The 24,771-nt window shown below is 68.0% G+C and carries 24 protein-coding genes, 1 tRNA gene and 1 riboswitch; of the genes, 13 read left to right on the top strand and 12 right to left on the bottom strand.

All coding sequences use genetic code 11. The annotated features are described in order from the left end of the window. Positions 1-33: 33 nt before the first annotated feature. Genes ABN611_RS08990 through ABN611_RS08980 form a run of 3 tightly spaced genes read left to right on the top strand, consistent with a single transcriptional unit; the run spans position 34 to position 2,827 of the window. The gene (locus ABN611_RS08990) at positions 34-1,158 is read left to right on the top strand and encodes an NAD(P) transhydrogenase subunit alpha (protein ID WP_350279346.1); all 1,125 of its coding nucleotides are present in this window, start codon (positions 34-36) and stop codon (positions 1,156-1,158) included. After that, the gene (locus tag ABN611_RS08985; protein WP_350279345.1) at positions 1,155-1,460 is read left to right on the top strand and encodes an NAD(P) transhydrogenase subunit alpha; all 306 of its coding nucleotides are present in this window, start codon (positions 1,155-1,157) and stop codon (positions 1,458-1,460) included. Before ABN611_RS08990 ends, ABN611_RS08985 begins: the two co-directional genes overlap by 4 nt. After that, positions 1,457-2,827, top strand: coding sequence for an NAD(P)(+) transhydrogenase (Re/Si-specific) subunit beta (locus tag ABN611_RS08980; protein ID WP_350279344.1), 1,371 nt, complete (start codon positions 1,457-1,459; stop codon positions 2,825-2,827). The genes ABN611_RS08985 and ABN611_RS08980 overlap by 4 nt, the downstream gene beginning before the upstream one ends. A gap of 1,071 nt (positions 2,828-3,898) precedes the next feature. Here the strand turns inward: ABN611_RS08980 and ABN611_RS08975 are convergent. Both ABN611_RS08975 and ABN611_RS08970 read right to left on the bottom strand, forming a co-directional pair. Continuing rightward, a complete protein-coding gene (locus tag ABN611_RS08975) occupies positions 3,899-4,885 on the bottom strand; it encodes a helix-turn-helix transcriptional regulator (RefSeq protein WP_350279343.1) in 987 nt (328 codons plus the stop codon). Positions 4,886-4,890: 5 nt separating this feature from the next. After that, positions 4,891-5,871, bottom strand: coding sequence for a helix-turn-helix transcriptional regulator (locus ABN611_RS08970; RefSeq protein ID WP_350279342.1), 981 nt, complete (start codon positions 5,869-5,871; stop codon positions 4,891-4,893). A 305-nt stretch (positions 5,872-6,176) separates the two neighbouring features. On the opposite strand from ABN611_RS08970, the gene purF reads away from it, so the two are divergent. Continuing rightward, on the top strand, positions 6,177-7,739 hold the full coding sequence (gene purF / locus ABN611_RS08965; RefSeq protein WP_350279341.1) for an amidophosphoribosyltransferase: 1,563 nt from the start codon (positions 6,177-6,179) through the stop codon (positions 7,737-7,739). Positions 7,740-7,774: 35 nt separating this feature from the next. Continuing rightward, entirely contained in the window at positions 7,775-8,848 is a 1,074-nt protein-coding gene (gene purM, locus ABN611_RS08960; protein ID WP_350279340.1) for a phosphoribosylformylglycinamidine cyclo-ligase, read from the top strand. Between the two features lie 136 nt (positions 8,849-8,984). On the opposite strand, the gene ABN611_RS08955 is transcribed toward purM, so the two are convergent. The 3 genes from ABN611_RS08955 to ABN611_RS08945 form a co-directional block, all read right to left on the bottom strand. Beyond that, the gene (locus ABN611_RS08955) at positions 8,985-9,170 is read right to left on the bottom strand and encodes a DUF3073 domain-containing protein (protein ID WP_350279339.1); all 186 of its coding nucleotides are present in this window, start codon (positions 9,168-9,170) and stop codon (positions 8,985-8,987) included. A 205-nt stretch (positions 9,171-9,375) separates the two neighbouring features. Continuing rightward, positions 9,376-10,182, bottom strand: coding sequence for an ABC transporter permease (locus ABN611_RS08950; RefSeq protein WP_350279338.1), 807 nt, complete (start codon positions 10,180-10,182; stop codon positions 9,376-9,378). Between the two features lie 147 nt (positions 10,183-10,329). Next, entirely contained in the window at positions 10,330-11,214 is an 885-nt protein-coding gene (locus ABN611_RS08945; protein ID WP_350279337.1) for an ABC transporter ATP-binding protein, read from the bottom strand. 143 nt (positions 11,215-11,357) lie between these two features. Here ABN611_RS08945 and ABN611_RS08940 point away from each other — a divergent pair, with 143 nt between their 5' ends. Both ABN611_RS08940 and ABN611_RS08935 read left to right on the top strand, forming a co-directional pair. Beyond that, on the top strand, positions 11,358-12,566 hold the full coding sequence (locus tag ABN611_RS08940; RefSeq protein ID WP_350279336.1) for a histidine kinase: 1,209 nt from the start codon (positions 11,358-11,360) through the stop codon (positions 12,564-12,566). Beyond that, the gene (locus ABN611_RS08935; RefSeq protein WP_350279335.1) at positions 12,563-13,219 is read left to right on the top strand and encodes a response regulator transcription factor; all 657 of its coding nucleotides are present in this window, start codon (positions 12,563-12,565) and stop codon (positions 13,217-13,219) included. Before ABN611_RS08940 ends, ABN611_RS08935 begins: the two co-directional genes overlap by 4 nt. 147 nt (positions 13,220-13,366) lie before the next feature. On the opposite strand, the gene ABN611_RS08930 is transcribed toward ABN611_RS08935, so the two are convergent. Both ABN611_RS08930 and ABN611_RS08925 read right to left on the bottom strand, forming a co-directional pair. Beyond that, a complete protein-coding gene (locus ABN611_RS08930) occupies positions 13,367-14,227 on the bottom strand; it encodes an NlpC/P60 family protein (protein WP_350279334.1) in 861 nt (286 codons plus the stop codon). Then, positions 14,227-14,418: riboswitch (cyclic di-AMP (ydaO/yuaA leader) on the bottom strand. It overlaps the preceding gene by 1 nt. A gap of 271 nt (positions 14,419-14,689) precedes the next feature. After that, entirely contained in the window at positions 14,690-15,652 is a 963-nt protein-coding gene (locus ABN611_RS08925; RefSeq protein WP_350279333.1) for a pyridoxal-phosphate dependent enzyme, read from the bottom strand. Positions 15,653-15,757: 105 nt separating this feature from the next. Between ABN611_RS08925 and ABN611_RS08920 the strand changes: the two genes are divergently transcribed. After that, entirely contained in the window at positions 15,758-16,120 is a 363-nt protein-coding gene (locus tag ABN611_RS08920) for a YciI family protein (protein WP_350279332.1), read from the top strand. Between the two features lie 70 nt (positions 16,121-16,190). Here the strand turns inward: ABN611_RS08920 and ABN611_RS08915 are convergent, their stop codons facing one another. Then, complete coding sequence (locus ABN611_RS08915) at positions 16,191-16,376, bottom strand: YegP family protein (RefSeq protein WP_350279331.1); 186 nt, start codon at positions 16,374-16,376, stop codon at positions 16,191-16,193. Between the two features lie 240 nt (positions 16,377-16,616). Here ABN611_RS08915 and ABN611_RS08910 point away from each other — a divergent pair, with 240 nt between their 5' ends. Both ABN611_RS08910 and ABN611_RS08905 read left to right on the top strand, forming a co-directional pair. After that, the gene (locus ABN611_RS08910) at positions 16,617-17,672 is read left to right on the top strand and encodes a serine hydrolase domain-containing protein (protein WP_350279330.1); all 1,056 of its coding nucleotides are present in this window, start codon (positions 16,617-16,619) and stop codon (positions 17,670-17,672) included. 98 nt (positions 17,673-17,770) lie between these two features. Continuing rightward, entirely contained in the window at positions 17,771-18,244 is a 474-nt protein-coding gene (locus ABN611_RS08905) for a GNAT family N-acetyltransferase (RefSeq protein ID WP_350279329.1), read from the top strand. Here ABN611_RS08905 and ABN611_RS08900 read toward each other — a convergent pair. Both ABN611_RS08900 and ABN611_RS08895 read right to left on the bottom strand, forming a co-directional pair. Next, positions 18,194-19,405, bottom strand: coding sequence for a hypothetical protein (locus ABN611_RS08900; RefSeq protein WP_350279328.1), 1,212 nt, complete (start codon positions 19,403-19,405; stop codon positions 18,194-18,196). The two genes, ABN611_RS08905 and ABN611_RS08900, sit on opposite strands and share 51 nt — an antisense overlap. Further along, on the bottom strand, positions 19,402-20,532 hold the full coding sequence (locus ABN611_RS08895; protein ID WP_350279327.1) for a hypothetical protein: 1,131 nt from the start codon (positions 20,530-20,532) through the stop codon (positions 19,402-19,404). The genes ABN611_RS08900 and ABN611_RS08895 overlap by 4 nt, the downstream gene beginning before the upstream one ends. 398 nt (positions 20,533-20,930) lie before the next feature. Between ABN611_RS08895 and ABN611_RS08890 the strand changes: the two genes are divergently transcribed. After that, positions 20,931-21,311: a hypothetical protein gene (locus ABN611_RS08890; protein WP_350279326.1), complete on the top strand. Its 381-nt coding sequence runs from the start codon at positions 20,931-20,933 to the stop codon at positions 21,309-21,311. Between the two features lie 6 nt (positions 21,312-21,317). Here ABN611_RS08890 and ABN611_RS08885 read toward each other — a convergent pair whose 3' ends face one another. Together ABN611_RS08885 and ABN611_RS08880 are read right to left on the bottom strand one after the other, a co-directional pair. Next, positions 21,318-21,623, bottom strand: a complete 306-nt coding sequence (locus ABN611_RS08885) for a hypothetical protein (protein ID WP_350279325.1) — start codon at positions 21,621-21,623, stop codon at positions 21,318-21,320. 367 nt (positions 21,624-21,990) lie between these two features. Further along, positions 21,991-22,058 (bottom strand) — tRNA-Phe (locus tag ABN611_RS08880). A gap of 524 nt (positions 22,059-22,582) precedes the next feature. Here ABN611_RS08880 and ABN611_RS08875 point away from each other — a divergent pair. Together ABN611_RS08875 and ABN611_RS08870 are read left to right on the top strand one after the other, a co-directional pair. Continuing rightward, positions 22,583-24,124, top strand: coding sequence for a DNA methyltransferase (locus ABN611_RS08875; RefSeq protein WP_350279324.1), 1,542 nt, complete (start codon positions 22,583-22,585; stop codon positions 24,122-24,124). 347 nt (positions 24,125-24,471) lie between these two features. Then, positions 24,472-24,705, top strand: a complete 234-nt coding sequence (locus ABN611_RS08870; protein WP_350279323.1) for a hypothetical protein — start codon at positions 24,472-24,474, stop codon at positions 24,703-24,705. Positions 24,706-24,771: the final 66 nt, after the last annotated feature.

The raw sequence follows: 24,771 nt of genomic DNA, 5'->3' as shown, positions 1-24,771 counted from the left end.
CGGCGACCCAGTGTTTGGCATAGGTTTCGGCGAGTGAAGATCGCAGTCGTACGGGAGACCAGACCGGCCGAGCGCCGGGTCGCGCTGGTGCCGGAACAAGTCGCGAAACTGATCGAGCTCGGGTACGAGGTCGCGGTCGAGCCGGCCGCCGGCGAACGCGCACTGTTCTCCGACGACCAGTACCGCGACGCCGGCGCCGAGGTGGCCTGGGGCGCCGACCACGCGGCGACGATCGTGGCGTCGGTGCAGCCGCTCGAACGCGAACGCCTGCAGCGGCTGCACGCCGGTACGGCGCTGATGTCGTTCCTGCCGACGAACCCGCCAGACGTGGTCCGGACCGCAACCCGGGCCAAGCTGACGGCGTTCGCGATGGAGCTGATCCCGCGGATCTCGCGGGCCCAGTCGATGGACGCGCTGTCCTCGCAGGCGCTCGTTGCCGGGTACCGGGCCGCGATCGTCGCCGCCGAACGGCTGCCGCGGTTCTTCCCGCTGAACATGACCGCGGCCGGCACCGTCCCGCCGGCCCAGGTCCTCGTCCTCGGCGCGGGCGTCGCGGGCCTGCAGGCGATTGCCACCGCGAAACGACTCGGCGCCGTGGTCAAGGCGTACGACGTCCGCACCGCCGCCGCGGAGGAGATCGCGTCGATGGGCGCCGTACCGATCGAACTCGAACTCGGCACCCTGGACGGCCCGGGCGGGTACGCCCGCGAGATGACCCCCGAACGCGCGCAGCTGCAGCGTGAACTGCTCACGCCGTACGTCGCCGCGGCGGACGCCTTGATCACGACGGCCGCCGTACCGGGCCGGACCGCGCCGATGCTGGTCTCCCGGTCGATGGTCGAGCAGATGAAGCCGGGCTCGGTGGTCGTCGACCTGGCCTCGGAGCAGGGCGGCAACGTCGAGGGATCCGTCGCCGGGACCGAGCTGGTGATCGGCGACGCGCTGGTCTGGGGCGGGGCGAACGTGCCGTCCCAGATGGCCGGCCCGGCGTCGCGGCTCTACGGGCAGAACATCGCCAACCTGATCCGGTTGATGACGCGGAACGCCGCCTTCGACCCCGACTTCGACGACGAGATCGTCCGCGGCTGCTGCGTCACCCACGACGGCACCGTGCTCCACGAGCCCACCCGCGAGCTCCTGAAGGGACAGGCCATATGACCGAGTCCATAGCGTTGCTGACGATCTTCGTACTCGCGGCGTTCGTGGGCGTCGAGGTGATCAGCAAGGTCTCCTCGACGCTGCACACCCCGCTGATGTCCGGGGCGAACGCCATCCACGGCGTCATCCTGGTCGGCGCCATCATCGTCACCGGACAGACCGAGTCGACGCTCGTGATGATCGTCGGGCTGCTGGCCGTCGTGCTCGCGACCGTGAACATGGTCGGCGGGTTCGTGGTCACCGACCGGATGCTGGAGATGTTCAAAGGTCCGGGGGCTCGCAAGAAGGAGCTGCAGAAGTGATCCCCACCTGGGCCCAGCTCGGTTACCTGGTCGCCGCGGTCTGCTTCATCGTCGCGCTGAAGGCGCTGTCGTCACCGCGGAGCGCGCGGACCGGCAACCTGATCGGCGCCGCCGGTGCGGTGCTCGCGGTGATCATCACGTTCGCGGCGTACAAGCCGGACCACCTCGCGCCGATCCTGGTCGCGCTGATCATCGGCACCGTCGGCGGTGTGGTCGGCTCGCGGCGGGTGCAGATGACGCAGATGCCACAGCTCGTTGCCTTGTTCAACGGTGTCGGCGGCGGCGCGGCGGCTCTGGTCGCGCTGCTCGAGCTCGGCGAGGTACCGGCCGACGCGACGGTCGCGGCGATCGCCACGGCGTTCACGATCCTCGTGGGCGCGATCAGCTTCTCGGGTTCGGTGGTGACGTTCGCCAAGCTGCAGGAGCTGATGACGACCCGGCCGGTGATCTTCCCGGGGCTGCCGGTGCTGTTCGTCGCCTCGCTGCTGGGTGGCGTGGCGCTCGCGGTCTGGCTGGTGTCGGACCCGCGCGTGTGGGTCGGCGTACTGCTCTGCCTGCTCGGTCTCGCGATCGGCGTGATGCTGGTGCTGCCGGTCGGCGGTGCCGACGTACCGATCGTCATCTCGCTGCTGAACGCCTTCACCGGTCTGACGGTCGCGGCGGGCGGTTATGTTCTGGAGAACACGCTGCTGCTGGTGGCGGGCACGCTCGTCGGCGCGGCTGGCACGTTGCTGACGAAGCTGATGGCGGACGCGATGGGGCGGTCCGTGTTCAACATCCTCTTCGGCGCGGTGCGCGGCGGGTCCACGCTCGGCGGCGGTACGGCGTCCGACCGGCCGGTGATCTCGGGCGGACCGGAGGACGTCGCGATCCTGCTCGGGTACGCGAGCAAGGTGATCGTCGTGCCCGGGTACGGTCTCGCGGTCGCGCAGGCCCAGCACACCCTCCGCGACCTGGTCGAGGAGCTGCAGAGCCGCGGCGTACGGGTCGACTACGCGATCCACCCGGTCGCGGGCCGGATGCCCGGCCACATGAACGTCCTGCTCGCCGAGGCCCAGGTCCCGTACGAGCAGCTCCGCGAGATGGACGACATCAACGGCGACTTCAAGACCACGGACGTCGTACTGGTCGTCGGCGCCAACGACGTGGTCAACCCCGCCGCGCGCAACACCCCGTCGGCCCCCATCTACGGCATGCCCATCCTCAACGCCGACGAGGCCCAACGAGTCATCTTCCTCAAACGCTCCATGCGCCCCGGTTTCGCCGGCATCGAGAACGAACTCCTCTACGACCCCCGAACCACCCTCCTCTTCGGCGACGCCCGAGACTCCCTAACCAAACTCCTGGCCGCCCTAAAAACCGTCTAGCCCACCCCGGCCCGGGTACTGCGGGCAACGCCTACCGCAGCGGACTGCGTCTGGAGTAGCCGGGGCACGTGAGGTGCTGTCTGCGCCGCCGCCACCTGCCCATGACCGCCTCAGGCTGCCGGGCGCGTGTGAGCTGTCGGCTGCTGGGGTGTGGGCCTGGGTACTGCGGGCAACGCCTACCGCAGCGGACTGCGTCTGGAGTAGCGGGGCACGTGACGTGCTTGTCCGCGCGGTCGCCAACTGCCCACGGCCGCCTCAGGCTGCCGGGCTCGTGTGAGCTGTTGGCTACTGGGGCGTGGGCCTGGGTACTGCGGGCAACGCCTACCGCAGCGGACTGTGTCTGGAGTAGTGGGGCACGTGACGTGCTGTCCGCGCCGTCGGCACCTGTCTGTGGCTGCCTCAGGTTGCCGTGCTTGTGTGAGCTGTTGGTTGCTGGGGTGTACGGCTGGGTACTGCGGGCAGCGCCGACCGCAGCGGACTGTGTCTGGAGTAGACGGGCACGTGGCGTGCTGTCGGCTCGGTCGCCGACTGCCCATGGCCGCGTCGGGTTGCCGGGCCCGTATGAGCAGTTGGTTGTTGGGGTGTGGGGGGCAGGTACTGCGGGCAACGCCTACCGCAGCGGACTGCGTCTGGGGCGGACGGGTACGTGACGTGCTGTCTGCGTTGCCGTCGGCTGTCCGCGGATTGGGTCGCGGCAGTCGCTCAGCTCATGCACCTGGCGCTCAGCTGGAACAAGCCCGCGCCATCCGGCAAACCAGGCGCGAACCTGCCTGGCCGCCGCATCTCCTGAACCGTGGTGGCCACCTCGCGTTCGACCCATCGAGTTGCGCCTGGAGTCGCCGCCGGATGCATCGCGATGGGCCCGGAAGGACCCGTCCTGCGTCGACCTGGCCGCCCCCGGCCAACGACCTCCCCCGGCCATCGCACTCCGTTGTCAGGGCAGTCCCGCTCTGTTTGACTGCGATACCGAGAGGCAAGGGCGGCGCACCCAATTCCTCTCGCCCTTCCCCAACAAGAGGAGACCACTTTGTCCTGCCCAACAACCCGCTTGTCCCGAGCCTGGGACTGGGGCTAATCCACCCACCCCCGCTGCGCCGCCCGAACCCCTAACTCGAACCGCCCCGAAGCCCCCACCTGCTCACTCAACTTCGCCGCAATCCGCCGCACAGTCCGCAAGGAAACCCCAAGCTTCCGAGCCACCTGCTCATCCGTTGCCCCATGCACCAGAAGGCGAAGGAATTCCAGTTCCTGAGCGCTGATCCCGCCTTCGAGTGCTAGCCGTTGTTCCTTGAACGGGTCGACAGCTCGGTCCCAGTAGCTCAAGTGCAGTTCCCTGGCCATCCGAACGACCGCACGGCTGTGATGGACCGCGGCACCGACAGCGCTGTCGTCAGGGTCGATGCCCATCACCGCAGAGTCGTTGTCGAAGATGATCAACCGGAATGGAACCGACGGCGCGATTCGAACCTTGCCGCCAAGACCCACGATGAATTCCAGGATCTGAGGCGCTCCAGGTCGCTTGAAGTAGGCCTCCGGGAAGATGTAGCGCATCTCGATGCCGCGTTCGAGGTGCTGGCGGTCAACAAAGGTGTCGGGGTTCCACTTGTCTATGGGCGCATCCTGAATTAGTCCCCACATCGATTTCTCCGGCCGGAACCGCTGCATTCGTTGGTTGGCGAGTTCACGACCCTCGAGGATTTCGACGTCTTGTGTCGTTCGCTGCACCATGAAGTTCGCGAGGTCGGCGGTGAACCTGCTGGCAGCGAGCTGATCCGACCGGAGCTGCTGACTCAGCGCGTCGATCTCCTGTTGCCGGTCCGCTGCGAGTCGAGCGAAGGTGAGCGCGGGGTCCAGGGGATACTCGACGCCCTCGATCCAGCTCGGCACCACGAATCCGAGGTCCCGCAGTCGCTGCAGATCGCGGGATGTCTCGTCCTGGGTACGCCCCAACTCAGCAGCTAGTTCCGCCAGTCGCGTGGCGCGCCCCAGCTCAGGCCGCTGCAGTAAGGCCCGGTAGACCGCAAGCAGATCCTCCGTGAGCCCCGAGGAGTCGAACAACGCCGTCAGACCCAGCCGCGCTTGGCTGCGGCTACTCCGAGTTCGAAGCGGCTGGCGGCGTCTAGGCGTTCGGAGAGGTTGGCGGTGATGCGGCGGGCGGTGCGGAGGGAGATGCCTAGGAGGCGCGCTACCTGTTCGTCCTTCGCGCCACCGGCGAGCAGCCGGAGTACTTCGGACTCGTGCGGCGTGAGCGGGGCGTCGCCGCGTTCTTCTGGGGCGAACAGGTCGGTGGCCTTCGACCAATAGGCGTCGAAGAGCGCCAAGGCGACGGCAACGACGGCCGGACTGCGGTGGATGACCGCGCCGGCTGTGGGGTTCTCCGGATCCATCGGCATGATGGCGATTTCGCTGTCGACGAGCAGGAGCCGCATCGGCAGCGTCGGCGTGGCTCTCACCTCGCAGCCGAGCTTGTGCACGGCCGCGGCGTACTCCATCGCCTGCTTCGAGGCGGTCATGCTCTGCAGGAAGACCGTCCGCAGCTTGATGCCGCGCTCGATCAGCGGCATGTCCGGCGACTCCTCGACGGAGAGGATGTTGTCGTCGATGTGGGTCGGCACCAGGCCCCAGAACGTCTCCCGAGCCTTCTGAGCGATCTCCTCGATGCGGCGCGACGCGTTTGCTCTGCCCTTGAGCACCTCGACGTCGCCGCTGGTGCGTGCGGTGAGCAACTCGTTGTATTGCTCCGAGACGACTTCGGCCGAGGCCTCGGCTTCACGAAGCTCGCCGAGCTGTCTTGTCAGTTCGCTGCGCCGACGCTCGGCCAGGCCGGTCAGCCCGACCCGCGGGTGGACAGCGTGCTCACCACCGGGATTGGTCCAGGTCGGCACGAGGAGGTCGAGTTTCCGCAGCTTGTCCATGAGTTCGAGGACGGTTTCGAGCTGCAGATCTACTAGCGCGGCTATCTGCTCGGGCGTACTGTCTGGGTGGCTGAGAAGGGCGTGGTAGACCGCAAAGGTGGGTTCGTCCACCCCCAGCGGCTCGAACACGATCTTCTCCTCCAGAACTTGTCGGAACCGACCATATACAGAGGCCGTCGACAAAGAGCAGGCAATTGGTGGTTCCGGATTATTTCTGAAGGGACAAGCTGTGATCAAGAAGTTGCTTATCGTAGTCAGCTTGGGCGTTGCGCTCGCTGTCGGGGTCTCGGGGCCGGCTGCGGCCGCCGCGGGCTCCGAACCGAGCTGCCACCCACTTACCTGCTGGTGACGCCGTATCTCGGTGAGCACTGATGGACAGTGGCCTGGCTCCGATGTGAGTCAGGCCACTGCTCCGCGTCCCGTAGACTGCTCGTGTGGCTCGTGGCGATGGTCGGCTTACTCATGAACTCGACCCGCAGGATCTGGGTCCGCAGGACGCTTGTGGCGTCTTCGGGGTCTGGGCGCCGGGTGAAGAGGTTGCCAAACTGACGTATTTCGGGCTCTACGCCTTGCAGCACCGGGGGCAGGAGTCGGCCGGGATCGCGGTCAGTAACGGGAGCCAGATTCTCGTCTACAAGGACATGGGGCTGGTCAGCCAGGCCTTCGACGAGGCGACGCTGGCGTCGCTGCGGGGGCACATCGCGATCGGTCACTGCCGGTACTCGACGACCGGGTCCAGTGTCTGGGCCAACGCGCAGCCGACGTTCCGGTCCACCGCGACCGGGTCGATCGCGCTCGGTCACAACGGGAACCTGACGAACACCAGCGAGCTCGCCGCCAGCCTGAACGGTGAAGGCGAGCTCGATCTGGGTCTGGACGCGGACGTCGAGCACGCGAAGGCGAACGCCAAGCACGGCGCGTCCAGCGACACCGACATCCTCACCTCGATGCTCGCCGGCTACCCGGACCTGACGATCGAGCAGGCCGCCGCGCGGATCCTCCCGAAGGTCAAGGGCGCGTTCAGCCTGATCTTCATGGACGAGAACACGCTGTACGCCGCCCGCGACCCGCAGGGGATCCGCCCGCTGGTGCTCGGCCGCCTGGAGCGCGGCTGGGTGATCGCCAGCGAGACCGCGGCCCTGGACATCGTCGGCGCCAGCTTCATCCGCGACGTCGAGCCGGGTGAGATGGTCGCGATCGACGCCGACGGGCTGCGGTCGACGCGGTTCGCGGAGGCGGACCCGAAGGGCTGCCTGTTCGAGTTCGTGTACCTCGCCCGCCCGGACACCCAGATCTCCGGCCAGCGGATCTACTCGACCCGCGTCGACATCGGCCGCCGGCTGGCACGTGAGCACCCGGCCGACGCCGACCTGGTGATCGCGACGCCCGAGTCCGGCACGCCGGGCGCGATCGGGTACGCCGAGGAGTCCGGCATCCCGTACGGTTCCGGCCTGGTCAAGAACGCGTACGTCGGCCGCACCTTCATCCAGCCGAGCCAGACGATCCGCCAGCTCGGCATCCGCCTGAAGCTGAACCCGCTCCGCGAGGTGATCGAGGGCAAGCGCCTGGTCGTGGTCGACGACACGATCGTCCGCGGCAACACCCAGCGCGCCGTGATCCGGATGCTGCGCGAGGCCGGCGCCAAGGAGATCCACGTCCGGATCACCGCGCCGCCGGTGAAGTGGCCGTGCTTCTACGGCATCGACTTCGCCAGCCGCGCCGAGCTGATCGCCAACGGGCTGAACACCGAGGAGATCTGCCGTTCGCTCGGCGCCGACTCGCTCGGGTACATCAGCCTGGACGGCCTGGTCGAGGCGACCACGGTCCCGAAGGAGCGGCTCTGCCGGGCCTGCTTCGACGGCGTCTACCCGGTGGCTCTCCCGGATCCCGAGCAGCTCGGGAAGCACCTGCTGGAGGACCCGGTGCGGACCGACGCCGACGGGCTGGCGACCGTGGCGGGCGGAGCCGGCGCAGCCGACGCACTCAGCCGCCCGTAGTCACGCCAAGCAGTCCCGCAAGAGGAGAACAGAACGTGAGCGATGGGGCGAGCTACGCCGCCGCCGGGGTCGACATCGAGGCCGGCGACCGGGCCGTCGAGCTGATGAAGGAGTGGGTGGCGAAGGCGACCCGCCCCGAGGTGGTCGGCGGGCTCGGCGGGTTCGCCGGGCTGTTCGACGCCACCGCGCTGACGTCGTACCGGCGGCCGCTGCTGGCGACGTCGACCGACGGCATCGGGACCAAGGTCGCGATCGCGCAGCGGCTGGACAAGCACGACACGATCGGGTTCGACCTGGTCGGGATGGTCGTCGACGACCTGGTCGTGTGCGGCGCGGAGCCGCTGTTCATGACCGACTACATCTGCACCGGCAAGGTGGTGCCGGAGACGATCGCGCAGATCGTGAAGGGCATCGCGGAGGCGTGTGTCGAGGCCGGTACGGCGCTCGTCGGCGGCGAGACCGCGGAGCACCCGGGCCTGCTGGAGCCGGACGAGTACGACGTCGCGGGCGCCGCGACCGGTGTCGTCGAGGCGGACGAGGTGCTCGGTGCGGAGCGAGTGCGCGCCGGGGACGTCGTACTTGCGATGGCGTCGTCGGGCCTGCACTCGAACGGGTACAGCCTGGTGCGGCACGTGTTCTTCGACCGCGCGAAGTGGACGCTCGACCGGGTCGTGCCGGAGTTGGGTACGACGCTCGGCGAGGTGCTGCTGACGCCGACCCGCGTGTACGCCAAGCACTGCCTGGAGCTGATCCAGGAGCTGAACGGCGCCGACGAGAAGCCCCTGCACGCGATGTCGCACATCACCGGCGGCGGCTTCGCGGCGAACCTGGCCCGGGTGATCCCGGACGAGCTGTCCGTGCGGATCGACCGGTCGACGTGGACGCCGGCACCGATCTTCGGGCTGGTCGGCCTGCTCGGCGACGTGGCGCTGCCCGAGCTCGAGAAGACGCTGAACATGGGTGCCGGCATGGTGGCCGTCCTGGACGCGTCGTCCGCCGACGCCGCGATCCAGGCGCTGGCCGCCCGTGACATCCCCGCCTGGGTGTGCGGCGAAGTCACCGCGACCCCCGGCGGCACCGTCACTCTCGAAGGCACCTACGCCAAGTAAGCCCAGCAGTTGTCGAGCAGTCCGAACGGTACGACGGACTGCTCGACGGCGCTGCTGGTGTGGTGGAACTCGTCGGGCGCACGGTGAACTGCTCAGCCACCCCGAGGGGCGCTGAGCAGCTCAGCCGGGCTGTTGCTTACCGACGGGGGTGGTAGTCGTCGGCGTCGTAGTCGTCGCCGTCGTTGTCGCCGTTCGCAGAACGGTTCCCACCCTGCTCACCGGACAGCTCTCGCTTGAGCTGGTCCAAGTCGGTGTCCCAGGTGCGGTACTTCAGGTCGCGTGCGACCTTCGTCTGCTTGGCCTTTGCACGGCCGCGCCCCATAGCGTCGACCCCCTCGCACAAGTCAACCGGGTACGCTGCGTGGCGCCCACGGATCAGTCGTCAGTAATCGTGGTTCAAGGATACCCGGAGCGGCGGATCGACACACGCACCGCCCCCTGGCCGGACCCCGAAGAGGTCCGATCACGGCGCCGGCGGGGTGGGCCGATCCCCTCTCACCGGCCCACCCCGCCGCGTCAGGCGGCTGCTACTTGACCTCGCGACGTGAGCTTGCCCACAGTCCGACGATGGTCGGCAGGACGATCCAGACCCCGACCGCGGTGAGCGTCTCGGGCACCATCCCGTGCAGGTCGCGCTCGGCGATCCGGCCCAGCGCGCCGAACACGTCCAGCCAGTTCGCGTTGTCCTTGAACAGCGCCGGCCCGGCCAGCGCCCAGGCGGTCGGCGCGATGAAGTACACCAGGATCGCGACCGCGGTCTGCGCGATCACCGCGCCGAACGCGGCGCCCATCACCACGTTCAGCGCCACGGTCAGATAGCCCCCGGCGAACTGCCCGCCCAGACCGGCGTACGACGTCTCGTGGTCGGTCACGGCCCCGGCCAGCGCGGTCCCGGCGAGCGCGAGCAGGATGACGACGGTCGTCACGACCGCGCTCAGCACGATCGCCGAGACGAACTTGGCCAGCTGGATCCGCACCCGCCGCGGCGAGAGCGTGAACGTGGTCAGCGCGGTCCGCTGGGTCCACTCCGAGGTCATCGCCATCACGCCGATGACGGGCAGGATCAGCATCGGACCGGCGGACGCCGCGCCGAGGAAACCGTCCAGCCCGACCGTGCCGTCCGGGAGATGGGTGAGCTGCCAGCCGATCGCGACCACGGCCAGCAGCAGGATCGCGGCGATCAGAGCCCGGCCGCTGCGGGTGTCGACGGACTTGCGGAGCTCGATCGCGACGAGCTTCAGGAACGACTGGCCGCGGGCGGGCGGCAGGCTGGTCGCCACCTCGGCCCGGTGCTTGGCGGGCGTCACGGGTGCGACGTCGGTCACGGTGGTCATGGGGCCTCCTGGCCTGGACTGAGGAGCGTAGGGAGCGAAGCGACTGGAGCGACGAGGGAAGGCCAGGAGCAACAGCCCCATGACCCGCCGCGCCGGAGGCGCGGCATCGGTACTTTCATAACGGGTCTCCAGAAGAAGTAGGTGTGATCAGGCGGCGGCAGGCTCGGCGGTCAGCTGGAAGAACAGGTCCTCCAGGCCGGCGCCGTCGCTCTGGCGGAGTTCGAGAAGGATCTGACCGGCAGCGGCGGCGGCGCGCCCGACCTGCTCGGCGGTGGCGTCGACGCGCAGCGCGCCGTCCTGCGTCGGCTCGGGCTGCAGTCCGGCCGCGGTGAGCGCCGCGCGCAGCCCCGCCGGGTCGAGACCGCGGACGACCGTGCCGGAGCCGGCCAGCAGCTCCTCCAGGGAGCCATTGGCGACGATCCGGCCGCCCCCGATGACGACCAGCCGGTCGACGGTCGCCTGGACCTCGCCCAGCAGGTGACTGGACAGCACCACCGTGCCGCCGCGGGAGGCGAAGTCCTGCAGCAGCCCGCGCATCCACCGGATGCCCTCCGGGTCCATCCCGTTCGCGGGTTCGTCGAGGATCAGGACGGCGGGGTCGCCGAGCAGCGCCGCGGCGATGCCCAGCCGCTGCCGCATGCCGAGCGAGTACTGCCCGACGCGGCGCTTGGCGGCGTGGCTGAGCCCGACCGCTTCGAGCATCTCGTCGGTGCGGGACTTCGGCACCCCGAGCAGGCTGGCGTTCAGCAGCAGGGTCTCGCGGCCGGTGCGGCCCGGGTGCTGCGCGGCGGCGTCCAGCATGACCCCGACGACGCGCCCCGGGTTCGGCAGGTCGGCGTACCGCTTGCCGGTGATCGTGGCGGTGCCGGAGGTCGGCGGCGTCAGACCGGTGAGCATCCGCAGCGTGGTGGACTTGCCGGCGCCGTTCGGCCCGAGGAAGCCGGTGATGCTGCCCGGCTCGACGGTGAACGACACGTCCTGGACAGCCGTGGTGCTGCCGTAGCGCTTGGTCAGGTTCTCGACGGTGATCATGGCAACGAGTGAACCGTCACGGACCCCTGCCCCACATCGGGCGACCGGCTGCGGCGACCCCCTACGAAAGTCGCCGTCAGCGCCCCTGGAACCCACCCGGAAGGCGGACGTGCCCGCGACGTCCGTCCAACTACAGTGACGGAATGCGACGGTTGCGCCGGTGGTACGCCTGGTGGGTCAGGCATGCCCCGCGCCTCCGTGACGTGATGTACGTCGGCTTCAGCCTGCTGACGATCGTGCTGCAGGCAGCCTCCGGCTCAGGCGGCTGGGACCCCAAGGACTGGTACGTGCTCGGGGCCGGCGTGATCGCGTCGTTCGCGCTGCTCTGGCGCCGGCGCTTCCCGGTCACCGTCACCACGATCAGCATCCTGGCCATGCTGACCGCGGCCATCTTCGTACCGATGGGACTCGCCCTGCTGACGCTGGCGATCCGCCGACGCGACGTCTCGCTCGCGATCCTCGGATCGGCCGCGTACGCCGCGTACGTCCTGAACGCCGTCGCCACCGAGGGACAGGTCCTGGCCGCCGTCTTCACCGGACCGTTCCTGGTCGGCTCGTGGATCGCCGTCGGCGCGTACGTCGGTGCGCGCCGGGACCTGATGGCGTCGCTGCGGGACCGCGCCGAGCGGGCCGAGGCCGAGCGTGAGCTGCGCAGCGATCAGGCCCGCCTGGGCGAGCGGTCCCGGATCGCCCAGGAGATGCACGACGTGCTCGCGCACAAGGTCTCGCTGATCGCCCTGCACGCGGGCGGCCTCGAGGTGAACCCGACGGTCGGCCCGGACAAGGTCGAGGGCTCGGCCAAGCTCATCCGGGAGACCGCGCGGCAGGCGATGGAGGACCTCCGCGAGGTCCTCGGCGTACTGCGCTCCGACCTGAGCGTCGACGGCGCGGACCTCACCCCGGTCCCGAAGGCGTCGGACCTCGAGCGGCTGATCACCGCCTCCCGCGACGCCGGCGTCACGGTCGGGTACGACGTCACGCTGCCGGACGACGTACCGAGCTCGCTCGGGCGAACCGTCTACCGGGTCGTGCAGGAGTCGCTGACCAACGTGCACAAGCACGCGCGTGGCGCCGCGACCGACGTACAGGTGCACGGCAAGCCTGACGACGGGGTGACAGTACAGGTGACGAACGTACGGCCGGTGGCTGCTGGTTCACTGCTGCCGGGCGCCGGTGCCGGGCTGGTCGGCCTGCGGGAGCGGGTGCAGCTCGTCGGCGGCCGGCTATCGACCGGGCCGACACCGGAAGGTGGCTGGCGTGTGGAAGCCTGGCTGCCCTGGTCGCGCGAGCCCTCCGGTCCACAGCTGCCGGACCTGAAGAGCGCGTTGCACGGAGACGAAGGAGAGCGATGACGCGGCTGCTGATCGTGGACGACGAGGCGCTGGTGCGGGCCGGGCTGAAGATGATCCTCGAGTCCGACGACGCCCTCGAGGTGGTCGCCGAGGCGGAGGACGGCGCGGACGCGGCCGCGATGGTGACCAAGCACAAGCCGGACGTCGTGCTGATGGACATCCGGATGCCGCGGCTCGACGGGCTGGCCGCGACGCGCGAGGTCCAGGCGCTGCCGGATCCGCCGAAGATCGTCGTACTGACGACGTTCGACCTGGACGACTACGTGTTCCGCGCGCTGCAGGCCGGCGCGAGCGGGTTCTTGCTCAAGGACACGCCGCCGCGGGAGCTGGTGCAGGCGATCAAGGTGGTGGCGGCCGGGGACGCGATGCTGTCGCCGGCGGTCACCCGGCGGTTGATCGGGCACTTCGCGGGCGACCCGCGCGCCGACCGGAAGCGTACGGCGCAGGAGCGGATCGGCAGGCTCACCGAACGCGAGCGAGAGGTCCTGGTCGAGGTCGGCCGCGGCCTACAGAACGCCGACATCGGCCGCAAGCTCTTCATGAGCGAGGCCACGGTCAAGGCGCACGTCTCGCGAGCGCTCGTGAAGCTCGAGGCAACTAATCGCGTCCAGGTCGCGATCCTCGCGTACGAGGCCGGCCTGCTGGACGACTGAGTCGGGAAAGGAAACCGGCCCGATCCGTCGGAGGGGTGGGGGAGCGACGGTTCGGGCCGGTTCCGGGAGGTCAGCGTGCCTGGGGGGATAGGACGCTGACGACCGGTACGGCGCCCAATGGGGGGAAGGGCGCCGTCCGGTCAGGACTCAGACGCGGCCGAACGCCACGTTGCTGGCCCAGATCTTGCCCTTCTTCACCGGGACACCCGGCTTCGAGGAGTGCCACAGCATGTTGCCGCCGGCGTAGATGCCGACGTGGTACACGCCGCCGCCGCTGTTCCGGAAGAAGATCAGGTCGCCGGGCTTGGCGGCCTTGCGGCTGATGTGCTTGGTCGCGCTGTACTGCTGGCGCGACGTACGCGGCAGCTTCTTGCCGGCCTTCTTGTACACGTAGCCGGTGTACCCGGAGCAGTCGAAGCCGCGGGGCGACGTGCCGCCGTAGCGGTACGGCGTGCCCTTGAGCTTCGCGGCCTCCCGGAGCACCTTGGCCCGGAACGTCGACTTGGACGCGGACGAGGTGCCGTACGGACCGTAGAGGACCTTGTGCTTGGCGGCCCAGGTCAGCCGGCCCCAGGTCTTCTTGTCGGTGTAGCCGGTGGCCTTCAGACCCCAGGAGGTCTGGAACTTCTTCAGCACCCGGACGGTGCTGGTGCCGAAGTAGCCGTCCGGACCCAGGTGCAGGGCCTTCTGGACGTACTTGACGGTCGGGCCGCGGTCGCGGAAGCGGAGCAGCGGCTTGCTCGACACGGTCCAGTAGCCCCGCGGGGTGCTGGTCGCGGTGGTCGAGGTGGTCGCCGCCGAGGCGGTCGACGGGGTGGTGATGCTGAGTGCGGCTCCACCGCCGACAGCGAGGCCGACCGAGAGGACGGCGGCTGCGGCACGCGGTGCACCCGGCTTCGTGGTCCTGCGGTGCTTCGCCAGGGTCCGGCCGGTGGGCCGGTCGGTACTGGACTCGGCGGTCTGGCGGACGGCGCGCAGCAGCGACGTCCGTCGGGCAGTGACGGGCATGGTTGTCTCCCGACGCCTGCGAGGTTAGCTGTCGGGTTCGGGCTGGGATTCATCGCCCGGTCCGCTCCCGCGGACTTCACCCCAGGGTTCCGACCACTCACGGTCGAGACCCAACCTCCTGGGTCCCCCACCTCTGCCATGGTTGTTCGAGGGGAGCACGCGGGCCTGGCAGAGCTCGGCGTTGACCCGTGTGCGGTTCGTGTTGGTTACCGAACCGCCGACGACTGTATAACAGAACGATCACGACGCAAACCCTCAGATCCACAGAGTCGTTCTCAAAAGGCCCTGAAACGGCCTCTGACGGATCAACAACCCAGGATGAACACCAGGTGTCCTGAGCGCGTCCGAGCGGGGCTCAGGCGGGAACTGAGGGCTTCTGTGTGACCTCGGTCACATTCAATGGTGGCTTTCTGTGACAACGGGCACAGAGGGTGGTCAGGGCACCCTAAGATGCTTGCGCGTTCAGCTAGTTCCGAGCAGTTCCCGGAAGCGTTCCAGGCCGACGTTCCCGCCGGACAGCACCACTCCGACGCGCTCGGGCAGCCCGTGGATCCGCCCGGCCAGCAGCGCTGCCAGCGCGCTGGCCCCGCTCGGCTCCAGGACGATCTTCAACCGCTCGAACGCGAACGCCATCGCGGCCACGATCTCCGCGTCGGTGACCAGTTCGAACGACTCCACCAGCTTCCGGTTCACCGCGAACGTCAGCTCGCCCGGCGTCGAGATCGCCTGCCCGTCCGCGATCGTTCGCGGTATCGCGATCTCCACCCGCTCGCCCGCCGCCAACGACCGGGCGTGGTCGTCGCCCGCGGCCGGCTCGACCCCGATCATCCGGATCCCGGGCGACAGCGTCGTCGCCGCGGTCGCGCAGCCGGCCATCAGCCCGCCGCCGCCGACCGGGACCAGCAGCGCGCCGAGGTGCCCGACCTCCTCGATCAGCTCGAGCGCGACCGTCCCCTGTCCGGCCATCACGTCGTGGTGGTCGTACGGCGGGATCAGCGTCCGTCCGCGCTTCGCGGCCAGCTCCTTCGCCAGCGCGGTCCGGTCCTGGGTGTACCGGTCGTACGTGACCACCTCGGCGCCGTACCCGCGGGTGGCCGCGAGCTTCGTCGGCGGGGCGTCCTCGGGCATCAGGATCACCGCCGGCGTCCCGGCGAGCCGTGCCGCCAGCGCGACCGCCTGCGCGTGGTTGCCCGACGAGTACGCCGCCACGCCAGCCGCGAGCTGCTCCGGGCCGAGTCGGCTGATCGCGTTGTAGGCGCCGCGGAACTTGAACGCGCCGATCCGCTGGAAGTTCTCCGCCTTCAGGAAGACCCGCGCCCCGACGCGCTCGTCGAGCGTCCGCGAGGTGAGCACCGGCGTACGGTGGGCGACCCCGGCCAGCCGCTCCGCGGCGGCCCGGACATCTGTGAGACTCAGCTCGGCCATGGGGCGAACTTATCGGTCGGCGGGTGATGTCAAGGTGGACCGGTCCGCTCCGTACTGATGGATGAGAGGCCCCCGAGAGCGGGGGCCGGGTCCGAAGGAGACATCGTGAAGTACCTGCTGATCCTGAACATCAACCCCGACGTCCTCGCCGCGCTGCCCGCGGAGGAGCAGCAGGCCATCGGCGCCGGGCACCAGAAGTTCATGGACACCATCAAGGCGTCCGGCGAGTTCCACAGCACGGTCGCCCTGCAGCAGCCGGCGCAGTCGTCGGTGGTCAAGGTGCGCAACGGCGTACCGGCCGTCACCGACGGGCCGTTCGTGGAGTCGAAGGAGTTCCTCGGCGGCTACTACCTGGTCGACGTGGCCTCCCGGGACCGCGCGCACGAGCTCGCGGCGATGATCCCGGACGCCGGCATCGAGGGCCTCGGCGTCGAGGTCCGCGGCATCGAGTTCGCGGACGGGATCTGACGTCGCCGTACGAACAGTGCAAGGGGGTTTCTCCGGCCGGCCGGAGAAACCCCCTTGTTTCTCGGGGTTGTCAGTCGGTCTGGTCGTCGACGCTCGCCTCGGCGGCGTTCCGCTTGATCGAGTCGATCCCGTTCAGCGCGGCCGCCTTGCTGCCGTAGCTCTCGCTGCTGCTCGCGATCACCTCGCCGTTGCCGGCCTTCAAGCGGAACCGGAACTCACCGGACTTGTCCTTGTACAGCTCGAACTTCCCCGCCATCGGTACACCTCCGTCGAAAGTGTCAGCACTCCGTCTCGGAGCGTAGTCCTCCCCGGCGGCCGGCACCGGCGGGACACTCGCTGTTCGCCGCCGGGGTCGTTCTCATTGCCCACAGCAACGTGCCGCGGGGCAGGGGCGACTGGGTGATTCATCTGGTCGCCTCAGGGGGTGATCCCTGATGTTTGCGTGGCCACCGGCCGGGAGGCTTGGGGGACCGGACACAGACATGAGGAGATCGGGATGCTGGTGGGATTGATGACGGCCGCGGCGCTGGCCGTGGGTCCGTCGGTGGTTGCTTCGCCCAAGCACTTGCAGGAGGGCCTCGACGGGGTGGCGGCGATCGGCGCGCTCGCCGAGGTTCGGGACGGCGGACGGGTGTGGCGCGGCAGCAGCGGCGTCGCGGAACTCGGCAGTTCGCGCAAGGTCCCGGTGGCGGGGCGGTTCCGGATCGGCAGCGTCACGAAGACGTTCGTCGCCACCGTCGTACTGCGACTCGTCGCCGAGCGGCGCCTCGGCCTCGACGACTCCGTGGAGCGCTGGCTGCCGGGCGTCGTACCGAACGGCGAGAACATCACCGTGCGCCAGTTGCTCAACCACACCAGCGGTTTGTACGACTTCAAGGACACGCTGCCGATGCCGCCGAGCCCCGAGTTCTACGCGCTCCGATACCGGACCTGGACCGCTCCCGAGCAGATCGAGCGCGCACTCGCGCACCCGCCGGTGTTCGAGGAGCCCGGTTCGCGGTACGACTACTCGAACACCAACTACCTGCTCGTCGGCGAGATCATCCAGAAGGTCACCGGCCGGACGTACGCCGAGGAGATCGAGCGGCGCCTGATCCGTCCGCTGCACCTGCACGGTACGACGCTTCCCGGCACGTCGCCGTACATCAAGGGACCGCACCCGCACGGGTACCTGCCGAAGGACGGCGGGATGGTCGACTACACCGAGCTGAACCCGACGCTGTTCGGCGCGGGCGGCGACATGATCTCCACGACGCGGGACCTGAACCGGTTCTTCGCGGCGCTGCTCGGCGGACGCCTGCTGCCCGCGGAACTGCTCGCGGAGATGAAGACGCCGGGCACCGCGAACGGCAGGTACGGCCTCGGCCTCTCGTGGCACGACACCACCTGCAAGGTGCGGGTCTACGGCAACGACGGCGACGCGCTCGCGTACCAGGCCTACTCGTTCGCCACCGAGGACACCCGGCGGCAGGCGACCGTGGCCGTCACCCCGCGGCTCCCTGTGAACCCGGACGACTCCGTCGAGGCGTTCCTCGACCGGGCCTTCTGCTGACCGCGGGTGACAAAGTTCTCCCGGCGGTTTGGTGATCGGGCGAACCGGCGACACTGGTATGGATGCCTTGTTGCCATCTCCCGAAGGGGTCCGGGACCTTGGAACTCGCCGTACTCGGTGCTGACGACTGGCCGATCGCCCGGGAGGTGCGCCTCCGGGCGCTGAAGGATTCGCCGACGGCGTACCTCGCGGACTACGAGGCCGAGGTGACCGTCGGCGAGGACGGCTGGCGGGAGCGCTTCACCCGGATGCGCTGGGTGGTGGCCCGGGAGGAGCAGCGCGTCATCGGGCTGGCGAGCTCGGTCCGGGTCGCGGGCAGGCCGTCGTACGAACGGCACATCGAGTCGGTGTGGGTCGACCCGCGGTACCGCCGGCACGGCGTACTGCGGGCCGTCCTCGGCCACCTGTCCGTCGCCGACCCCGGGGTCACCGAGTGGCGGGTGTGGGTGCTGGACACCAACACGGTCGCCCGCGAGGTGTACGACCGCCTCGGCTTCAGCCCCACCGGCGAACGCCAACTCCTACCCGACGGCTCCGGCCGCGGCGAGATCCGCCTCCGCTTCGGTGGGTAACCCGTACCCACAGGAGGCCCACTTGGTCAGGCCGAGTTCGGCCAGCGCGTGGCGCTCGCTGAGCGCCGACGGGAAGCGGTGAAGCATCTTCCGCCATCGACGCTCGTCTTCCTGCCAGTTCGCGATGAACTCCACGTACAGGTCAGGAGCGATGCTCTCGGCCCGCTCTTGCGCGACCTGGAGCGACGCCTGCGCGTCGAGCGTCTTCACGTAGTCCATCGGACTGGCCGACGGCTGCGCGTTCGAGAGCGCCTTCATCGTCTCGGTGATCGTGTCGAGCCGGATGTCCTTGAAGTCCCGCCAGTAGCTCGAGTTCGACGCCATGCCCAACTGCTCGTCGAACGTCCAGCGCGGCGTCGTCTCGAACACGGCGTACAGACCCTCGGCCAGGATGTCGCCGAACTCCTCCCGGTCGGCGCGTCCCGGATCCGCGAACGGCCGGTAGCGGGCCTGCTTCACCTCGCCGATCTTCGGCAGCGACCTGCGGGCCGCGTGCCGGGCGAAGAAGAACCAGTCCTCGTTGTAGACGTCGGCGAAGAAGGACAACTCGGGATGGCGCAGGTTGACGCCGAGCGCGGCGCCGCTCACGAACACGTCCTGCTTGAAACCGGCGAGCCGTCGTGCGTGGCAGACCACGGAGTTGTCCGGGAACTCGCGGCTGACCATCGACGCGACCGGGTGCCGATCGAGATAGCCGGCGAGGCGGTCGACGTCCCACGGATCGAACTGGCTGATGTCGTCGTCGATGAAGAGGATCTTGTTCCATCCGCGCATACGGCCCAGCAGCAGCCCGATGTTGCGCTTCGCGCTGAGGTCGCTGGACCGGCCGGCCGATGCCTCCTGGAACACCTTGGCGGAGGTCAGCGGAGCGTCGCACGGCAGTTCGTACCGCTCGGGCATCTGGACGACCAGCGCCCGGGCACCGAACGTCCGCTTCACCCGCTCGACCACCTGTCCGAGCTGTGCTTGCAGGCTGCAGAGGATGACGAGCGGCACGGACAACGTGGCCGACAGGGTGATGACCTCCTGCAGCGCCGACGCCCGTCGTCCGGCCGGTACGACGATCGCGTCCAGCCGGGTGTTCGCGCCGCCCGGGACCGGAACGGAACCGTTCAGCAGCAAGCCGGCGTGGGACTGGGCTTGCCGTATTTTACGGCTCATGCGTCCTCATCCTCGGGGGACCATTCGAAGAGGCGGTTCTCCGGGATCTCCAGGTCGGGGGTGACTGCCTCGCCGTTGACCACCGGGACGCGCATCAGCAGCCCGAAGATGCCGTCCGGGAACTTGCTGGCCAGATAGGCCTCGTTGCGTTCGCGGACCGCGTCGTCGGTGAGCATCCGGACGGCGCCGAGCACACCGCGGCTGTAGACCCCGTTGCAAATCGTGATGGTCCGGCTGTGATTGAAGGGATTACGCAGCCGCGCGAACAGCGCGACGTCCTCGACGAGCTCGCGCGGGGTGTCGCCGCTCCAGGCGTCCTGGGCCTGCTCCGCCTCGATCTCCGCCTGCGTGGGCAGCTCCTCGTCCGGGGGAACGTCCTTGCGCTCCTCCCAGACCGGCCGGTACTCGCGGCCGTCGCGGGACCGGAAGATCTCGCCGTCGGCCAGGTCCGGGACGGTCAGCTGACGGATCGGCAGGTTGTCGAGGACGCGCAGCAGCCTGCTGGTCACGCGGTTCCAGGCGATGCCGCCGATCAGGATGAGGTGGCCGGACAGATGGTCCGCGCTCACCTCCGACGGCAGCCGGTGCCGCACCCGCAGCTCCGGGTTGGAGGCGCGGACGTGGCCCCACATCTCGATCAGCGCGTCGAGGTCGGCGTACTTGTAGAGCCGCGTGTGGTTCGGGTTGGTCTCGTCGGCGAGCGGCGAACGCCCCTCCTCCGGGACCTCCGGGCAGATCAGCGTGATCCGCCCGGACTCGAAGTCGAACGTGTACGACCCGCTGGACGACGGCGACCCGGAGTGGTGATGACGTACTTCGTCCCGCAACGCGACCAGCTCCCGGTGCAACGCGGCGAACCGCTCCCGCTCGGCCGTGTTCAGCTCCTGCTCGCGCGGCACCTTGTCGGGGACGGCGGTCATCGCGAAGAGCAGTGCGTACGACCGCAGCCGCTCCTCCGGGGGCAGCTTCGGATTGGTCTGCGACTCCCACGAGCTGATCGTCGCGACCGCGACCCGCACCTCGCCGGCGCTGAGCGCGTTCGACAGGTCTTTCTGGGTCAGCCGCTCGGACTCCCGAAGGTCCCGAAGTCGCCTGGCGAGCCGCACGGCCTCTGGAGAAGGGGCCACTCTCACTCCCGATCATGGTCGACCAACTACGGGTGCGGGCGGACCGCCTGATCCTACACCCCGCTCTACCCGACTTCACCGAGCCCTGCTGTAGTGCGGCCCCCGGGGGTCCCCCGATCGCCTGTGCCGTCAACCGACGACGAGCTCCGCGCGCTTGATCCGATCGCCCTTGCTCCTGACAAACTGGCGATCGACCGTGGTTACACCGTGGATCTACCGTAATACCCAACTCGACCTGAAGCCAACTGAAACCACGCCGCCACGCTGAAAGTTGCCCCGAACAGGCCCTCTCGAGCCCGTCCGGCCTACCCTCATCAACGCACAGACCCGCCCTGGGTGACGCACCCTGCTCCCTGAACCCTCGTTGCCCAGGGCATTCTTCTCAGCGGGGAGGGTCGATGAATCTGACGGACATGAGCGAACGCGCCTACTGGGCCGAGTTCGCCAAGAGGCCGGGGATGTTCATCGGCGGCACCGGCCTCCGAGGCATCGAGGCGTACCTGATGGGGTACGACGCCCACTCGGAGCGCCACGGCGGCCCGGGCCTGCAGGGCTGGACCGAATGGCTGACGTCAAAACTCGGCTACGACTGCAACCACACCTGGCCCGGCAAAGTGCGCCACCTGGCACTAACCGACCCCTGGCCCCACCACGACCTCTCCGCCGAACAAGAACACCAAGTCACCAAGACCATCTTCGAACTACTCGACCAGTTCCTGTCAGAACGCGAACCGAACGGCGATCCTGACCCCAGGGCTTGTCCTCCGCAACCGGACTGACGAGCGCTAGTCGCCGATGAAGAGCAGGCGACGGTGATGGGGCCGGCCGGGCTGGACTTCCAGCAAGGCAGCCAGCGAGAGCAGTTCGACCGCGGCCATGCGAAGCGACTCGTCCGGAGCCTCCGCCGCCAGCGATGCCAGCTCCATGCTCAGTACGGCGGCCTGGCGCGCGTTGAAGATCGTGTCGTCGTACGGATCGACACCGGACAGCAGCGGATACGCCAACTGGTCTTGCGCCGCATAGGAGCAGAGCGCGGACACATCCACCGAACTGTCGACCGCGCGGACGAGAGTGCCCGTGTACTCACGCACCTGCACACCAAGCCCCACGGCCCTCCCAGTCACAGCTCCAGCTCCGAAGCATAACCACAGTCTGGACATCCCAATCGGTCTGCCGGAATGGGACAGTAAGACCATCCGCCAGCTCCTGATCGGGAGGTGAGGCGATGCGTCCGAAGGTTACTCAGATGGTCGCGTTGGCGATCCTCGCTCTGATCGGCTGTTCTGCGTGCGAATCCCCAAGCAACCCGGTCTGCGAGGCGACCACTCCCGGACTTACTCCGCCAACGCCCATACCAACAGGCGACGAATGCTAACGCCGCTCGTGACCACGGTCACCCAGTCCTCAACGAATAACCCGAGGAAAAGAAAATCCCTCCCCGCCGAGCGGAGAGGGTGGTGGTGGTCAGGGGCGGTCTCGAACCGCCGACCTTCCGCTTTTCAGGTCGCGAGACCCCAGCGGGCCACCGCAATCGCGACCGTGCCTGAGGTCGCCGCTAGGCGTCGAGCATCGGTCGCAAGACGCCGGTGTTGCTACAGCGATAGCTACACCTGACACCCACCCACTCCGTATGTTCCAGCCTCCATCCACCCGGGTCGTGAGGGCTGGACCACAGAGGGATGGCTTGACGCGGGAAGTGCTGGAGCTGGGGGTCTCCGGGACAGCCGGGACGCCCACTGGTGTCCTCGACTGCTGGTTGCGCTATATACCCAATCCGACATGTCTGACGTCAGGCATCGCTGGTACCTCGACCAACTCGACCTGTCCCAGATGCGCCTGCTTGAAGGCCCTGCTGGTGGTAGCAATACCTAAGGGGCGATACAGGCTCCGCCCCCAGTTGCTGTGCTTGTGGTAACGCCATAAGCGTTGGGTTCGCCACCACAATGTCCTCGTGACGGTCAAATTACGCGCGTGTAGTTTCCCGGTCCCTCTTTCATGCTGAGCGCCACGCTGCTTCACTTTTGGCACGCCAACGTAAGGGGTGGGGCCGATGACTTCATCATCAGTTGACGTCGATACAGGAGTCCTCTATCGCGAGGACAACATCACTGCGCTCTCGCGTATGCCGACCAACAGTGTCGACTTGGTGTACCTCGATCCGCCATTCTTCTCAAACAGGTCATATGAAGTGATCTGGGGTGATGAGGCAGAGGTGCGCTCATTCGAAGATCGTTGGGAGGGAGGCATTCAGGTCTATATCGAATGGATGCGCAGCCGCGTCCGGCAGTTGCATCGTGTTCTGAAGGTCTCGGGATCTCTATATATGCACTGCGATCCGCATGCGAGTCATTACCTGAAAGTGATGTTGGATGAGGTATTCATGCCCACCAACTTCCGCAGTGAGGTCATTTGGAAGCGGACAGGTTCGCACAACTCTGCGCGACGCTGGGGTCCGCAGCACGACGCTCTCTTGTTTTACTCAAAGTCAGAAGCATTTAAATGGAACAAGATCTTTCAGGCCTACGATGTCAGTTATGTCGAGGAGAAATTCAAATTCAAGGATGAGCGAGGGCGCTACCAAGACGTGTCGCTCACCGGACCGGGTCGCCGTACTGGTGACTCCGGTGCTCCGTGGCGAGGTGTCGACCCGACCTTGATCGGTCGACATTGGCAACCGCCAGCACTCATGTACGACTATTTCGAGCGGCTCACTGGCCGCTCGCTAGCGGCGCTGTCCATGATCGAACGCCTGGAGGAGGTGAACCGCGCCGGTCTGATCCATTGGCCGACGAAGAAGGGCGGACAGCCGAGGTTCAAGCAGTATCTTCATATATCCCCGGGTGTTCCACTCCAGGATGTGGTGGTGGATATTCGCCCAATCAACTCTCGGGCAGCCGAAAGGCTGGGTTATCCGACACAGAAGCCCGAAGCCCTTCTCAAGCGCATCATCGAGTCAAGCAGTGACGCAGGTGATGTCGTGCTGGACCCGTTCTGTGGGTGTGGAACGGCGGTCTCGGCGGCGCAGCAACTCGGGCGTCGATGGGTCGGCATTGATATCAGCCCGACCGCGATGGAGATTATTCGACAACGCATGCGGAGGGTTACGGATGCCCCGATTCGGGTTCTCGGAATGCCAGACTCCGAGGAGTCCCTGCGACAACTGAAGCCGTTCGAGTTCCAAAATTGGGTAATCCAGAAGTTTGTGGGTACCCACTCACCTCGCAAGTCAGGGGATATGGGGATCGATGGCTACAGCTTCATGGTTAACAATCCAATTCAGGTGAAGCGGTCCGACCGGGTCGGGAGGAATGTCATCGACAACTTTGAGACTGCGATGCGCCGGGGCCGACACGACACTGGCTACATCGTCGCGTTCAGCTTCACCCGCAACGCCCGGGAGGAAGTGGCCCGGGCCCGGTGGTCAGACGGCCTGAACGTCCGACTCATCACTGTCAAAGACCTCCTCAAGCCACGACTCGACGACAAGATCCCCGAACTTGCCTCCGTAACCGAGCTTCCTCTGCCGCCGGCGCGTTCCGCCGATGCCCTTCCGCTGCCTGAGGAACTGATCGCGAGCGATACGGCTAGCTAGAAACGCCGGGGACGGGTGACCGAGGGCTCGCTGTGCTCCCCCGTGTGTTGCGGCCTTCATCCACCGAGGTCCCGAGGGCTGGAACATACGAGCAGACTGGCCTAACGGGAGATGTGCTGCGGTGGATTTGCCGGGACAGGCGGGACAGCCCAGGACAGGTGTGTCCTGGGCTCACCCGGGGTGAAACCGCAGGTCACAGCGTTGCCGGGACAGCCGGGACAGCCGGGACAGCTCCCAGGGCGTCCAGGGGGAGGATGTGGCTCGCCGCGCTCGCGCCGGGCTGGTCTTCGTGAGCAGCAGGCCAAGCGATGTGGGTGGCAGGCGGTCGGGGGGCGCAGACTGGAGCCGTGAGCAACGAACCACTCCCCGCCGTTCGGGTGAAGCCGGGTGAGTACTTCCTTGCGGCTGAGCGCCTCGAGGTCGGTCTCCAATTCCGGTACGGCGACGCGGTGTACGAAGTCATCAGCGAGCCGGAGCGGTGGGGTGCGGCGTGGACGGCGACGGTCCGGCAGATCGAGGGGCGGCGGCCGGGGATCGAGTTCCGCGCGATGCTGCACCTGGGTCGCAAGGTGGATGGCTGATCGAAACCAGGCGGTGATTGGAGCGCCGGAGGTGCAGGTCAGGTTCGCATGGGAAGGCGACCGGCC

The sequence above is a fragment of the Kribbella sp. HUAS MG21 genome, assembly GCF_040254265.1.
Classification (GTDB): Bacteria; Actinomycetota; Actinomycetes; order Propionibacteriales; family Kribbellaceae; genus Kribbella.
The sequence above is the reverse complement of the archived record's forward strand: the minus strand, read 5'-3'. Positions and strand labels throughout refer to the sequence as shown.